We start from the raw sequence: 14,814 nt of genomic DNA on the forward strand, positions 1-14,814 counted from the left end.
AATCAAGCTCCTTGAGCATGGGACGGGGTCTCGGCGGCCGGGCCCGGGGCAGTGGTTTCCCCGGTGGCCGGTTCGGCGGCGGAGGTCCCGCCCCTGCGTGCACGCCAGGCGTTACGCAGCAATTCGTGCCACCGCGGGCGCTTGCGCGGCGGGACATGGTCCACACCGCCCAGCGACCACGGATTGCACCGGAGGATGCGCCAGGCGGTCAGTGCCGTTCCCTTGATCGCACCGTGCCGGTCGATGGCTGTGTAGCCGTACCGGGAGCACGAGGGGTAGTACTTGCAGACCGGCCCGAGCAACGGGCTGATCGTCCACTGGTACAGCTTGATGAGAGCAAGCAGTGGGTACTTCATCGCGCGCCCCCTCCCAGCAGCCGCTGCAGAGCGGCATCCAGGTCTCGGGCCAGCTGTTCATGGTCGGCGTCACCCGCACCGGGCAGCGCTCGTACGACTACCAGGCTACCGGGGGGCAACAGGGTGACTCGGTCGCGCATCAGATGGCGGAGTCTGCGCTTCACCTTGTTGCGCACGACCGCTCCGCCCACGGCTTTGCTCACGACGAAACCCGCACGCGTCGAGGGAGCGCTCTCCCCAGGCGCGTGCGGGTCCGGTGCACCGCTACGTAGATGGACGACGAGAAGCGGGCGTCCGGCCCGACGTCCTCGGCGTACCGCGGTCGCGAAGTCTTCGCGCCGCCTCAGCCGATGCTCGGTAGGCAGCACGAGATCATGACCTGTGAGTAATCAGGCGGACAGGCTGGCGCGACCCTTGGCGCGGCGGTTCGCGAGAATCGCGCGGCCGGCACGGGTGCGCATCCGCAGACGGAAGCCGTGGGTCTTGGCGCGACGACGGTTGTTCGGCTGGAAGGTGCGCTTGCTCACTCGGGGGCTCCAGAAAGAATCGGTGGTGGCGGGGTGCCGCCCTGGCTGTCACCGTGCGCCCACGAGGAAACTCGCATTACGCCCGAGTGCACCGCTTCCCGATCACTCTTCGCGATCTGTGCCCATCGGAGGCAGGCGGCAGCAGCCATCGACAACTCGACCTGGTTACGGTACGCGCGGCTACGCCATCCGGTCAAACCAACCTTCCGCGGGGGACACTATCCACAGGCTGGGGACAACAACTTGAACCGCACCGGTCGCCCTGACTACCTTGGCTGGACTCCGATTCGTTCCCTTCTCGCCGCCCCAGCGGTTTTGTTCCTCCCCGCCCCAAGCGACTGACTTCCCAACCCGTTCCCAGAACCACACGTTCGTGGGACCCGTGAGAGAGCGTGCCCCGTGGCTGACGTACCTGCCGATCTTGCCGCAGTGTGGCCACGCGTATTGGAACAGCTCCTGGGCGAGGGCAGGGGGCAGGGCGTCGAGGCCAAGGACGAGCACTGGATCAAGCGCTGCCAGCCCCTGGCCCTGGTCGCGGACACCGCTCTGCTCGCCGTCCCCAACGAGTTCGCCAAGAACGTGCTGGAAGGCCGTCTCGCGCCGATCGTCAGCGAGACGCTGAGCCGCGAGTGCGGGCGCCCCATCCGGATCGCCATCACCGTCGACGACTCCGCGGGCGAGCCCTCCATGCCCGCCCCGCCCCGCTACGAGGAGCCCGAGCTCCCCACCGGACCGGGCCAGGGCCGCGACCCCTACGAGAGCCAGGGCCGCGACGACCGGAACGCGTACGACGGCGGCGCGTACGACGGCACACAGACCCGGGACGAGCGCAGCCCGTACGAGAGCCAGGGGCGGGACGAGCGCGGCGCCTACGACAGCCAGGGCCGTGACGACCGCGGCGGCTACGACGGCGGCCAGGGCCGTGACGACCGCGGCGCGTACGAGCCGCAGGGCCGCGACGACCGCGCTCCGTACGACTCCCGCCGCGACGGGTACGAGGGCTACGGCCGCCACCGCGCCGAACCGCTGCCCGGCGCCCCGGGCGACCAGCTGCCGACCGCACGTCCCGCGTACCCGGACTACCAGCGCCCGGAGCCGGGCGCCTGGCCGCGCCACTCCCAGGACGACTACGGCTGGCAGCAGCAGCGCCTCGGCTTCCCTGAGCGGGACCCCTACGCCTCGCCGCCGCAGGACTACCGGACCCAGTCGGTGGAACGTCCGCCCTACGAGCAGCAGCGCCCCGACTACGACCAGCGCCCGGAGCGCCGCGATCTGCAGGACCCCTCCGACGGCGGACAGGGACGCAGGGGCGTCCCCTCGCTGCCGTCCGCGGGCGGTGCCCCCGGGGCGAAGTCCGCGCAGCCCGTGCCACCACCGGGTCCGGGCGAGCCCACCGCGCGGCTGAACCCGAAGTACCTCTTCGACACGTTCGTGATCGGCGCCTCGAACCGCTTCGCGCACGCCGCCGCCGTGGCCGTCGCCGAGGCGCCGGCGAAGGCGTACAACCCCCTCTTCATCTACGGGGAGTCGGGGCTCGGCAAGACGCACCTGCTGCACGCGATCGGGCACTACGCGCGCAGCCTCTACCCGGGCACCCGGGTCCGGTACGTGAGCTCGGAGGAGTTCACCAACGAGTTCATCAACTCCATCCGCGACGGCAAGGGCGACAGCTTCCGCAAGCGGTACCGGGAGATGGACATCCTGCTCGTCGACGACATCCAGTTCCTCGCGGACAAGGAGTCGACGCAGGAGGAGTTCTTCCACACCTTCAACACGCTGCACAACGCGAACAAGCAGATCGTGCTCTCCAGCGACCGGCCGCCCAAGCAGCTGGTCACCCTGGAGGACCGGCTGCGCAACCGCTTCGAGTGGGGTCTGATCACCGACGTCCAGCCGCCCGAGCTGGAGACGCGTATCGCCATCCTCCGCAAGAAGGCGGTCCAGGAGCAGCTCAACGCCCCGCCGGAGGTGCTGGAGTTCATCGCGTCGCGGATCTCGCGCAACATCCGCGAGCTGGAGGGCGCGCTGATCCGGGTGACGGCGTTCGCGTCGCTCAACCGGCAGCCCGTGGACCTCGGCCTGACGGAGATCGTCCTCAAGGACCTGATCCCCGGCGGCGAGGACTCGGCCCCCGAGATCACCGCGACCGCGATCATGGCGTCCACCGCCGACTACTTCGGGCTCACGGTGGACGATCTGTGCGGTTCCTCGCGCAGCCGCGTCCTCGTGACGGCGCGGCAGATCGCCATGTACCTGTGCCGTGAGCTCACCGATCTGTCGCTGCCGAAGATCGGCGCGCAGTTCGGCGGCCGCGACCACACGACGGTGATGCACGCCGACCGGAAGATCCGCGCGCTGATGGCCGAGCGCCGCTCCATCTACAACCAGGTCACCGAACTCACGAACCGCATCAAGAACGGCTGACGGAGGCCGGTGCCGGACGACGGCACCGCTGCCTGAGGGCGCCCCGGGACGATGTCCCGGGGCGCCCTTCGCCGTTCCCGCCCGCAGCCGCCGCCACCGCTCCCGCCCGCGGCCCCGCCACCGCTCCCGCCCGCGGCCCCGCCACCGCTCCGGCTCCCCGTTCCCGCCCGGTCCACACGCTTCCCGAGGGCTCCGGGACCGCGTTCCGGGGGTGCCGGCCCCGCTGTCGGCGCTACCGACCCGACATCTGCTGTTCGAATCCGAGCATGGTTACGGCCACTTTCCACAGATGTGCCAACTTTTTCCCGTCCACATCCTGGGGACTGGGAAGTTGTCCAGATCGTTTCCACAGGCAAGGCTGTTGAAAGGCCATCAGACCAGGTCAGGTGCTTGTGGATTCGTGGACAGAGACTCTCCACAGCCTGTGGATGAAGAGAGGATCCACAGGCTGTGTGCCAAGTTGTCCACTGGCGACCCACAGGCTCGAGCTGGTTGTCCCCAGTGATCCCCAGCTTCTCCACAAGCCTGTCCACTGTTCGGCAACGCGCCGCACCATCTCACCGCGTCGAGTGAAAGGCGTCACACCAAGGTGCCGGATTGGCCTGTGGGGAACGTGGGTAAAGCTGGGGACGGTGCTGGGGAGAAGTCGCCCCCGGCTGTGGACCGGGTGTGCAGAACTTTCCGTCGTCCACAGCGACCCCGAGTTGTCCACTGCTTCCGCCCACAGGGCCGGTGGACAAAAAATCGCCTCTGAGCTGCGTAAACGGGGTTATCCACGGTATCCACAGGCCCTACTACTAAGACCAACTAGAGAGAGCCTGGGAATCGTTTCGAAGAGGGGGCTGTGCACAACTCGCTCTCGGAGCCTCGACCGCCGCTCGGTGCGACTTGACCCCGAGGGGCAACGACTGTCAGCGCCGTGCGTCAGACTGGTCCCCGGTGTCCTTCCCCTCAGCGGTCGGAACGGCACCGAGTCAGACGACGAAGGCCAGCAGGGCGAGAGCGCCGGCAACAGACGGAGGCGGCAACGGTGAAGATCCGGGTGGAACGCGACGTACTCGCGGAGGCAGTGGCCTGGGCGGCACGCAGCCTCCCGGCCCGTCCGCCGGCTCCTGTGCTCGCCGGCCTCCTTCTGAAGGCCGAAGAGGGCGCATTGAGCCTGTCGGGCTTCGACTACGAGGTCTCGGCGAGGGTCTCCGTGGACGCGGAGGTCGACGAGGAGGGCACGGTCCTCGTGTCCGGCCGCCTCCTCGCGGACATCTGCCGCGCGCTCCCCAACCGCCCGGTGGAGATTTCCACAGACGGTGTACGGGCGACCGTGGTCTGCGGCTCCTCGCGGTTCACACTCCACACCCTGCCTGTGGAGGAGTACCCGGCACTGCCCCAGATGCCGTCGGCGACGGGCACCGTCCCCGGTGAGGTCTTCGCCTCCGCCGCCGCCCAGGTGGCCATCGCCGCCGGGCGCGACGACACGCTCCCCGTGCTGACCGGTGTGCGCATCGAGATCGAGGGCGACAAGGTCACCCTGGCGTCCACCGACCGGTACCGCTTCGCGGTCCGCGAGTTCCTGTGGAAGCCGGAGAACCCGGAGGCGTCCGCGGTCGCCCTGGTGCCCGCCAAGACGCTCCTGGACACCGCCAAGGCCCTCACGGGCGGCGAGAGCGTGATCCTGGCGCTGTCCGGCTCCGGCGCGGGCGAGGGCCTGATCGGCTTCGAGGGCGCCGGGCGCCGTACGACCACCCGTCTGCTCGAAGGCGACCTCCCGAAGTACCGCTCGCTGTTCCCGACGGAGTTCAACTCCGTCGCCGTCATCGAGACCGCGCCCTTCGTGGAGGCCGTCAAGCGCGTGGCCCTGGTCGCCGAGCGCAACACCCCGGTGCGGCTGAGCTTCGAGCAGGGCGTGCTGATCCTGGAAGCCGGTTCCAGCGACGATGCACAGGCTGTGGAGAGGGTCGACGCCCAGCTCGAGGGCGACGACGTCTCGATCGCCTTCAACCCGACGTTCCTGCTCGACGGACTGAGCGCCATCGACTCGCCGGTGGCCCAGCTCTCCTTCACGACGTCCACGAAGCCGGCCCTGCTCAGCGGCAGGCCCGCCGTGGACGCCGAGGCGGACGAGGCCTACAAGTACCTGATCATGCCGGTGCGCCTGTCCGGCTGACCCCGGAGCCCGCCGGTCCCCCGGGGCCGGCGGGCGCACCATGGGCGGGCATACGTCTGAGCGCGTATGTCCACAGATGTGCGTGAGTTCCACCGGTGCCCGAAAGGCGTGGGTGGTACCCCCCGGTTTAGGCTCGGACACAGGTACGAGAGTGCCCTCACGCCACGTCGCAACCCCTAAGGAACAACTGATGGAGCTCGGTCTCGTCGGCCTCGGCAAGATGGGCGGCAACATGCGCGAGCGGATACGCCGCGCAGGTCACACCGTCATCGGATACGACCGCAACCCGGACCTCGCCGATGTCCACAGCCTGGAAGAACTCGTGGGCAAGCTCAAGGGCCCGCGCGTGGTGTGGGTCATGGTCCCCGCGGGCGCCGCGACCCAGTCCACCATCGACGAGCTGGCCGTCCTGCTGGAGCCGGGCGACGTCGTCGTGGACGGCGGCAACTCGCGCTGGACGGACGACGAGAAGCACGCGGTCGAGCTGGGCATCAAGGGCATCGGCTTCGTCGACTGCGGTGTCTCCGGCGGCGTCTGGGGCCTGGAGAACGGCTACGCGCTGATGTACGGCGGCGACGCCGAGCACGTCGCCAAGGTGCAGCCGGTCTTCGACGCGCTCAAGCCCGAGGGCGACTTCGGGGCCGTGCACGCCGGCAAGGTCGGTGCGGGCCACTTCGCGAAGATGGTTCACAACGGCATCGAGTACGCGATGATGCAGGCGTACGCCGAGGGCTGGGAACTGCTGGAGAAGGTCGACTCCGTGACGGACGTGCGCGAGGTCTTCCGCTCCTGGCAGGAGGGCACGGTCATCCGCTCCTGGCTGCTCGACCTCGCCGTCAACGCGCTGGACGAGGACGAGCACCTGGAGAAGCTCAAGGGCTTCGCGCAGGACTCCGGCGAGGGCCGGTGGACCGTGGAGGCGGCCATCGACAACGCCGTCCCGCTGCCCGCCATCACCGCATCCCTCTTCGCCCGCTTCGCCTCGCGGCAGGACGACTCGCCGCAGATGAAGATGATCGCGGCGCTGCGCAACCAGTTCGGCGGCCACGCCGTCGAGAAGGCCTGATCGACGCCCCGGGTTCTCCACACCCGGGGTGACCCGGTTGTCCACAGTCGGGGGAAGAAGACCTGGTTGTTCATGACTGGGTGAAGAAGGCCCGGTTGTCCACAACTGGGGAAGAACCTGAGGGCCAAGGTCCGTACGGACCTTGGGGAAAACCCGAAACACCATGCCGGGGGAGGTCGGCGAACGACCATGCACGTCACGCATCTGTCGCTGGCCGACTACCGCTCGTACGCCCGGGTCGAGGTCCCGCTCGATCCGGGCGTCACCGCGTTCGTGGGACCCAACGGGCAGGGCAAGACGAACCTGGTCGAGGCCGTCGGCTATCTCGCGACCCTCGGCAGCCACCGCGTCTCCTCGGACGCGCCGCTGGTGCGCATGGGCGCCGACCGGGCGATCATCCGGGCCGCCGTGCGCCAGGGAGAGCGCCAGCAGCTCGTCGAACTGGAGCTGAACCCCGGCAAGGCCAACCGCGCCCGCATCAACAGGTCCTCGCAGGTCAGGCCGCGTGACGTGCTCGGCATCGTGCGAACCGTGCTGTTCGCGCCCGAGGACCTCGCACTGATCAAGGGCGATCCCGGGGAGCGGCGACGGTTCCTCGACGAACTGATCACCGCCCGGTCCCCACGCATGGCGGGCGTCCGGTCCGACTACGACCGGGTCCTCAAGCAGCGCAACACCCTCCTGAAGTCGGCCGCGCTGGCCCGTCGGCACGCCGGCCGCACCCTGGACCTGTCCACGCTCGACGTGTGGGACCAGCACCTCGCGCGCGTGGGAGCCGAGCTGATGGCCCAGCGGCTCGACCTGGTCGCCTCGATCCAGCCGCTGGCCGACAAGGCGTACGAGCAGCTGGCGCCCGGCGGCGGGCCCGTGGCCCTGGAGTACAAGGCGTCCTCGCCCGGGGTCGTGGGCCACACCCGTGAGGAGCTCTACGCCCAGCTCATGACCGCCATGGAGGAGACCCGCAAGCAGGAGATCGAGAGAGGTGTGACCCTCGTGGGGCCCCACCGGGACGATCTGGTCCTCAAGCTCGGCCGGCTGCCCGCCAAGGGGTACGCCTCGCACGGCGAGTCCTGGTCGTACGCGCTCGCGCTGCGCCTCGCCTCGTACGACCTGCTCAGGGCCGAGGGCAACGAGCCGGTGCTGGTCCTCGACGACGTCTTCGCGGAGCTGGACAGCCGCAGGCGCGAGCGCCTCGCGGAGCTCGTCGCCCCCGGTGAGCAGGTGCTTGTGACGGCGGCCGTGGACGACGACGTACCGGATGTCCTGACCGGGACGCGGTACGCCGTGTCCGAAGGCACGGTGGAACGCCTGTGACAGAGAACACATCGGGAGCGGGTGCCGGGGGCACGTCCGGCACCGGGCCCCGCAAGAAGGCCCCGGAGCCGTCCGGCGTCGACCTCGCGCGTGTGGCGCTGCGCGCCGCGAAGGAACAGGCACGCGCGCGTGGGGACGCGGCCCGGCAGAAGAAGCAGGCGCGGCGCGGCGGCGGCCTGCGCTCGGGTTCGGGTGCCGACGGACGCGACCCCATGGCGCTCGGCGCCGCCATCAACCGTCTGCTCACCGAGCGCGGATGGGAGACCCCGGCCGCGGTGGGCGGTGTGATGGGCCGCTGGCCGCAGATCGTCGGCGACGACCTGGCCAAGCACTGCGTCCCGCTGCGCTACGACGACGACCCGGCCGAGCGGGTGCTCACGGTGCAGTGCGACTCGACCGCCTGGGCCACCCAGCTGCGCCTGCTGGCACCGCAGCTCGTGGCACGGCTGAACCAGGACCTCGGCCGCGGAACGGTGCGCCTGATCAAGGTCCAGGGGCCGACGGGCCCCTCGCGGCGGTACGGGCCGCTGCGCGCGCCGGGCAGTACGGGTCCCGGCGACACCTACGGGTGACCGGCGTACGCCGGGCCCTGAAACCGGGCGTGCTCGCGCGCACGCCTCTCTCACGGGGTCTCGTGGCGTCTCGTGGCTGTGGCCACCCCTTTCCCGCGACGGTGACCGGTGTCGTGGCACCCGCGGACGACCTCCGGCCGACGGCCTCCCCGGTTCCGGCGGCGGGCGATCCCGGCCCCTCCGCGGACGGCCGCCGGCCGGACCGGGCGGTGCCGGCCGTCCTCGCGGCGGTCCGCCTCGAACCGGGTGATCCCGGCCGTTTCGGGCCGCCTTCCCCTGCCGAACCTGGTGATCGGAACGGAACCGGGCCGACGGCGGTGGACGAATTCCGGCCGTCGTCCGCGGCGGACCCCGGCCGTGCCGCCCCCGGGTCCGGGGTGTGTGCCGACGCCACAGGGCACCCGCGGCGGCCGACCGGCGGGGGTCCGGCTCCTCCACCGGTCCCGCCCGAGGATGACCACGTGTTCCCACGGTTCCTCGGCGGCCGTCGTCCGCAGGGTGCGCCGCTCTTCGTCACCCTCTGCCCGCCGACCCGGAGGACCTTACATATCCGCTGGTCAGAGGCTTGTCGGTGCTTGTCCGAAGGGCGCCTCGGCCAGGCGGCGGGGTGCTGTCCCGAGGGCTCCGGCCGACCGCCGCGGGTGACCGCGCGCGACGCTGGACGGGGACCTGACCCGTCAGTAGCCGGAGGTTGACTCTCGGAAGGGCTGAGTGCCGCTGTAAGCCTCTTTGGGCCCGGGTCCGCATATGGGGAGTCGGGCGAGACCGGTTCAGGGCGGCACATGCGGACTCAGGTACCGGCAAACCCCCATCACTGTCAGCGCTACCGGTAGACTGGAAGATAATCCCGCCCCACTAGTGGGACGCACCGAGCAACGCTGACTAAGGCTTACCAACGCAACACGCCGCAGCCGCTCCGGCCACCCGCCGGGAGTTCGGCTCGTGCTGTGCCAGAAAGGGCGCTTCGTGGCCGATTCCGGCAACCCCAACGAGAACATCCCGTCCACCGACGCCGGCGCGAACGGCGAGGTCACATCCTCGTACGACGCCAGTGCCATCACCGTCCTCGAGGGTCTGGACGCGGTCCGCAAGCGACCTGGCATGTACATCGGTTCGACCGGTGAGCGTGGACTCCACCACCTCGTGTACGAGGTGGTGGACAACTCGGTCGACGAGGCGCTGGCAGGCCACGCGGACACGATCGAGGTCACGATCCTGCCGGACGGCGGTGTGCGCGTCGTCGACAACGGCCGTGGCATCCCGGTCGGCATCGTCGCGTCCGAGGGCAAGCCGGCCCTCGAGGTCGTGCTGACCGTGCTGCACGCGGGCGGCAAGTTCGGCGGCGGCGGCTACGCGGTCTCCGGCGGTCTGCACGGCGTTGGCGTCTCCGTCGTCAACGCCCTGTCGAGCAGGGTCTCCGTCGAGGTCAGGACCGACGGCCACCGCTGGACGCAGGACTACAAGATGGGCGTCCCGACGGCCCCGCTGGCGCAGCACGAGGAGATCGCCGAGACCGGCACCTCCGTCACCTTCTGGGCCGACGCGGACATCTTCGAGACCACGGAGTACTCCTTCGAGACGCTCTCGCGGCGCTTCCAGGAGATGGCGTTCCTCAACAAGGGCCTGACGATCAAGCTCACCGACGAGCGCGAGTCGGCGAAGGCCACCTCGGGTGCGGACGAGGCGGGCGCCGACGAGAAGGCCGAGGTCAAGACCGTCACGTACCACTACGAAGGCGGCATCGTCGACTTCGTGAAGTACCTCAACTCCCGCAAGGGAGAGCCGGTGCACCCCACCGTCATCGACCTGGAGGCGGAGGACAAGGACAAGAGCCTGTCCCTCGAGGTCGCGATGCAGTGGAACAGCGGCTACAGCGAGGGCGTCTACTCCTTCGCCAACATCATCCACACCCACGAGGGCGGCACGCACGAGGAGGGCTTCCGTGCGGCGCTGACCTCGCTCATCAACAAGTACGCGCGCGACAAGAAGCTGCTCCGTGAGAAGGACGACAACCTCACGGGCGACGACATCCGCGAGGGTCTGACCGCGATCATCTCGGTCAAGCTGAGCGAGCCCCAGTTCGAGGGCCAGACCAAGACCAAGCTGGGCAACACGGAGGCCAAGACCTTCGTCCAGAAGGCGGTCTACGAGCACCTCAACGACTGGCTGGACCGCAACCCGAACGAGGCCGCGGACATCATCCGCAAGTCGATCCAGGCGGCCACCGCGCGCGTGGCGGCCCGCAAGGCGCGCGACCTCACCCGCCGCAAGGGCCTGCTGGAGTCGGCGTCCCTGCCGGGCAAGCTCTCCGACTGCCAGTCGAACGACCCCACCAAGTGCGAGATCTTCATCGTCGAGGGTGACTCCGCCGGCGGCTCGGCCAAGTCCGGCCGCAACCCGCAGTACCAGGCGATCCTCCCGATCCGGGGAAAGATCCTCAACGTCGAGAAGGCGCGGATCGACAAGATCCTGCAGAACCAGGAGATCCAGGCACTGATCTCCGCCTTCGGCACCGGAGTCCACGAGGACTTCGACATCGAGAAGCTCCGCTACCACAAGATCATTCTGATGGCGGACGCCGACGTCGACGGCCAGCACATCAACACCCTGCTGCTGACCTTCCTGTTCCGCTTCATGCGGCCCCTGGTCGAGGCCGGGCACGTGTTCCTGTCCCGCCCGCCGCTCTACAAGATCAAGTGGGGCCGGGACGACTTCGAGTACGCGTACTCGGACCGTGAGCGCGACGCCCTCATCGAGATCGGCCGCCAGGCGGGCAAGCGCGTCCGCGAGGACTCGATCCAGCGCTTCAAGGGTCTCGGTGAGATGAACGCCGAGGAACTGCGCGTGACCACGATGGACATCGAGCACCGGGTCCTCGGCCAGGTCACCCTCGACGACGCCGCCCAGGCCGACGACCTGTTCTCGGTCCTCATGGGCGAGGACGTCGAAGCACGCCGCGCGTTCATCCAGCGCAACGCCAAGGACGTCCGCTTCCTCGACATCTGAGTCGGTCTCAGCTGACCGCGTCAGAAAGGATCTTCACCAGCAATGACCGACGAGAACACCCCGAGCGTTCCCGAAGAGGGCGATTCCACCCTGCGCATCGAGCCCGTCGGGCTCGAGACGGAGATGCAGCGCTCGTACCTCGACTACGCGATGTCCGTCATCGTCTCGCGCGCCCTGCCCGACGTGCGGGACGGTCTCAAGCCCGTCCACCGCCGCGTCCTGTACGCGATGTACGACGGCGGCTACCGGCCCGAGAAGGGCTTCTACAAGTGCGCCCGTGTCGTGGGCGACGTCATGGGCAACTACCACCCGCACGGCGACTCCTCGATCTACGACGCGCTGGTCCGCCTCGCGCAGCCGTGGTCGATGCGCATGCCGCTGGTGGACTCCAACGGCAACTTCGGATCTCCCGGCAACGACCCGGCGGCCGCGATGCGGTACACCGAGTGCAAGATGATGCCGCTGTCCATGGAGATGGTCCGCGACATCGACGAGGAGACCGTCGACTTCACGGACAACTACGACGGCCGCTCCCAGGAGCCGACCGTCCTGCCGGCCCGCTTCCCGAACCTGCTGATCAACGGCTCCGCCGGTATCGCGGTCGGCATGGCGACCAACATCCCGCCGCACAACCTGCGCGAGGTCGCGGCCGGCGCCCAGTGGTACCTGGAGAACCCCGACGTCTCCCACGAGGAGCTCCTGGACGCCCTGATCGAGCGCATCAAGGGCCCGGACTTCCCGAGCGGCGCGCTCGTCGTGGGCCGCAAGGGCATCGAGGAGGCGTACCGCACGGGCCGCGGCTCCATCACGATGCGCGCGGTCGTCGAGGTCGAGGAGATCCAGAACCGCCAGTGCCTGGTGGTCACCGAACTCCCGTACCAGGTCAACCCCGACAACCTCGCCCAGAAGATCGCCGACCTGGTCAAGGACGGCAAGATCGGCGGCATCGCCGACGTCCGGGACGAGACCAGCTCCCGCACCGGCCAGCGGCTCGTGATCGTCCTCAAGCGCGACGCCGTCGCCAAGGTCGTCCTGAACAACCTGTACAAGCACACCGACCTGCAGACGAACTTCGGCGCGAACATGCTGGCGCTCGTCGACGGCGTGCCGCGCACTCTCTCCCTGGACGCGTTCATCCGCCACTGGGTGACGCACCAGATCGAGGTCATCGTCCGCCGCACGAAGTTCCGGCTGCGCAAGGCCGAGGAGCGCGCGCACATCCTGCGCGGCCTCCTGAAGGCCCTGGACGCCATCGACGAGGTCATCGCGCTCATCCGGCGCAGCGACACCGTGGAGATCGCGCGAGAGGGCCTGATGGGCCTCCTGGAGATCGACGACATCCAGGCCAACGCGATCCTGGAGATGCAGCTCCGCCGACTGGCCGCCCTGGAGCGACAGAAGATCATCTCGGAGCACGACGAGCTCCAGGCCAAGATCCGCGAGTACAACGAGATCCTCGCCTCGCCGGTGCGCCAGCGCGGCATCATCAGCGAGGAGCTCGCCGCGATCGTCGAGAAGTTCGGCGACGACCGCCGCTCCAAGCTGGTGCCCTTCGACGGTGACATGTCCATCGAGGACCTGATCGCCGAAGAGGACATCGTCGTCACCATCACGCGCGGCGGCTACATCAAGCGCACCAAGACCGAGGACTACCGCTCGCAGAAGCGGGGCGGCAAGGGTGTCCGCGGCACGAAGCTGAAGCAGGACGACATCGTCGACCACTTCTTCGTGTCGACGACGCACCACTGGCTGCTGTTCTTCACCAACAAGGGCCGGGTCTACCGCGCCAAGGCCTACGAGCTCCCGGACGCCGGCCGTGACGCGCGTGGACAGCACGTCGCCAACCTGCTGGCCTTCCAGCCGGACGAGGCGATCGCCGAGATCCTCGCGATCCGCGACTACGAGGCGGCGCCCTACCTGGTGCTGGCCACCAAGGGCGGACTGGTCAAGAAGACTCCGCTCAAGGATTACGATTCGCCCCGTTCCGGGGGTGTCATCGCGATCAACCTGCGCGAGACGGAGGACGGATCCGACGACGAACTGATCGGGGCCGAACTTGTCTCCGCAGAGGACGATCTGCTGCTGATCAGCAAGAAGGCGCAGTCGATCAGGTTCACCGCGACGGATGACGCGTTGCGACCGATGGGCCGTGCGACCTCGGGCGTCAAGGGCATGAGCTTCCGCGAGAGCGACGAGCTTCTCTCGATGAATGTTGTTCGACCCGGTACGTTCGTGTTCACTGCCACAGACGGTGGGTACGCGAAGCGGACCGCCGTCGACGAGTACCGCGTCCAGGGTCGCGGCGGCCTCGGCATCAAGGCCGCCAAGATCGTCGAGGACCGCGGTTCCCTCGTCGGCGCGCTGGTGGTCGAGGAGACCGACGAGATCCTCGCCATCACACTGTCGGGTGGTGTGATTCGTACGCGAGTCAACGAGGTCAGGGAGACGGGCCGTGACACCATGGGCGTCCAACTGATCAACCTGGGCAAGCGCGATGCCGTGGTCGGCATCGCTCGTAACGCCGAGGCCGGCCGGGAGGCGGAGGAGGTCGACGGCGACGATGCCGTGGACGAGACCGTCGAGGGCGTCGAGGCCGTCGGTACGGAAGAGGGCGAGCCGTCCTCGGCCGAGTAGCGCGAGGAGTGAGTCGTCGTGAGTGGAGCCACGGGCGCCGGAGCGACCGGTACGGAAACGGACGGCGGCCGTGGCACCGCCATGGACGGGACTGGCTCCCATGATTCTCATGGATCCCAGGGGGGAACTGTGACGGACACCCGAGGCCAGCAGGCCCAGCAGCACGCGGGCGGGCAGGCGGCCCCGGTCGGGGCGCCGGTCGCCCCCGGCACGCCGCCGGTGCCGCCGGCGGCGGCGACACCACTGCCGGGCGAGCGGCACGGGCAGCAGCCCGCGCAGCCGTATCACCCGCCGCAGGCGTACCCGGCGCAGCAGCAGCCGGTCGGCGCGGTCCGCCGGCCGCGCACCGGTGCCAGCACGACGCCGCGCGTGCGCAAGGCGCGGCTGCGGGTGGCCAAGGCCGACCCGTGGTCGGTGATGAAGGTCAGCTTCCTGCTCTCCATCGCGCTCGGCATCTGCACGATCGTGGCGGCGGCGGTGCTGTGGATGGTCATGGACGCCATGGGCGTCTTCTCGACGGTCGGCGGCACGATCTCCGAGGCGACCGGGTCGAACGAGTCCAACGGCTTCGACCTCCAGTCCTTCCTCTCGCTCCCGCACGTCCTGATGTTCACGTCGGTCATCGCGGTCATCGACGTGGTCCTCGCGACCGCTCTGGCGACCCTCGGCGCGTTCATCTACAACCTCTCCGCCGGCTTCGTCGGCGGTGTGGAGCTGACCCTCGCAGAGGACGAGTGAGGGCGTCTTCGAACGC

General features: G+C 69.2%; 11 protein-coding genes. 8 read left to right on the plus strand and 3 right to left on the minus strand.

What is annotated here, in order from left to right:
- Positions 1–2 precede the first annotated feature (2 nt).
- From yidD to rpmH, 3 genes are read right to left on the minus strand one after another with little or no spacing between them, the layout of a single operon-like run.
- Entirely contained in the window at positions 3–356 is a 354-nt protein-coding gene (gene yidD, locus ACFW6B_RS13460; protein ID WP_386595268.1) for a membrane protein insertion efficiency factor YidD, read from the minus strand.
- Entirely contained in the window at positions 353–724 is a 372-nt protein-coding gene (gene rnpA, locus ACFW6B_RS13465) for a ribonuclease P protein component (RefSeq protein ID WP_386595270.1), read from the minus strand. The genes yidD and rnpA overlap by 4 nt, the downstream gene beginning before the upstream one ends.
- Positions 725–745: 21 nt before the next feature.
- The gene (rpmH, locus tag ACFW6B_RS13470; protein WP_015659252.1) at positions 746–883 is read right to left on the minus strand and encodes a 50S ribosomal protein L34; all 138 of its coding nucleotides are present in this window, start codon (positions 881–883) and stop codon (positions 746–748) included.
- 399 nt (positions 884–1,282) lie between these two features.
- Here rpmH and dnaA point away from each other — a divergent pair, with 399 nt between their 5' ends.
- The 8 genes from dnaA to ACFW6B_RS13510 all read left to right on the plus strand — a co-directional run bounded on the left by dnaA (position 1,283) and on the right by ACFW6B_RS13510 (position 14,798).
- Positions 1,283–3,307 carry a chromosomal replication initiator protein DnaA gene (gene dnaA, locus ACFW6B_RS13475; RefSeq protein ID WP_386595272.1) on the plus strand — a complete coding sequence of 675 codons (2,025 nt, stop codon included), beginning with the start codon at positions 1,283–1,285 and terminating at the stop codon, positions 3,305–3,307.
- A gap of 1,030 nt (positions 3,308–4,337) precedes the next feature.
- Entirely contained in the window at positions 4,338–5,468 is a 1,131-nt protein-coding gene (dnaN, locus tag ACFW6B_RS13480; RefSeq protein WP_386595274.1) for a DNA polymerase III subunit beta, read from the plus strand.
- Between the two features lie 190 nt (positions 5,469–5,658).
- Complete coding sequence (gene gnd / locus ACFW6B_RS13485; RefSeq protein ID WP_386595276.1) at positions 5,659–6,534, plus strand: phosphogluconate dehydrogenase (NAD(+)-dependent, decarboxylating); 876 nt, start codon at positions 5,659–5,661, stop codon at positions 6,532–6,534.
- Between the two features lie 189 nt (positions 6,535–6,723).
- Positions 6,724–7,848, plus strand: coding sequence for a DNA replication/repair protein RecF (gene recF, locus ACFW6B_RS13490; protein ID WP_386595278.1), 1,125 nt, complete (start codon positions 6,724–6,726; stop codon positions 7,846–7,848).
- Positions 7,845–8,420, plus strand: coding sequence for a DUF721 domain-containing protein (locus ACFW6B_RS13495; protein WP_386595280.1), 576 nt, complete (start codon positions 7,845–7,847; stop codon positions 8,418–8,420). The genes recF and ACFW6B_RS13495 overlap by 4 nt, the downstream gene beginning before the upstream one ends.
- 942 nt (positions 8,421–9,362) lie before the next feature.
- On the plus strand, positions 9,363–11,426 hold the full coding sequence (gyrB, locus tag ACFW6B_RS13500; protein WP_386595282.1) for a DNA topoisomerase (ATP-hydrolyzing) subunit B: 2,064 nt from the start codon (positions 9,363–9,365) through the stop codon (positions 11,424–11,426).
- 42 nt (positions 11,427–11,468) lie between these two features.
- Positions 11,469–14,060 carry a DNA gyrase subunit A gene (gene gyrA, locus ACFW6B_RS13505; RefSeq protein ID WP_386595284.1) on the plus strand — a complete coding sequence of 864 codons (2,592 nt, stop codon included), beginning with the start codon at positions 11,469–11,471 and terminating at the stop codon, positions 14,058–14,060.
- 18 nt (positions 14,061–14,078) lie between these two features.
- Positions 14,079–14,798, plus strand: coding sequence for a DUF3566 domain-containing protein (locus ACFW6B_RS13510; RefSeq protein WP_386595287.1), 720 nt, complete (start codon positions 14,079–14,081; stop codon positions 14,796–14,798).
- Positions 14,799–14,814 lie beyond the last annotated feature (16 nt).

It is taken from the genome of Streptomyces sp. NPDC058751, from assembly GCF_042746485.1.
In the GTDB taxonomy this organism is placed as follows: Bacteria; Actinomycetota; Actinomycetes; order Streptomycetales; family Streptomycetaceae; genus Streptomyces.

Coding starts and splice junctions, on each gene's coding strand:
- yidD (WP_386595268.1), bottom strand. CDS start 356: ATGAAGTACCCACTGCTTGCTCTCATCAAGCTGTACCAGTGGACGATC.
- gyrA (WP_386595284.1), top strand. CDS start 11,469: ATGACCGACGAGAACACCCCGAGCGTTCCCGAAGAGGGCGATTCCACC.
- gnd (WP_386595276.1), top strand. CDS start 5,659: ATGGAGCTCGGTCTCGTCGGCCTCGGCAAGATGGGCGGCAACATGCGC.
- recF (WP_386595278.1), top strand. CDS start 6,724: ATGCACGTCACGCATCTGTCGCTGGCCGACTACCGCTCGTACGCCCGG.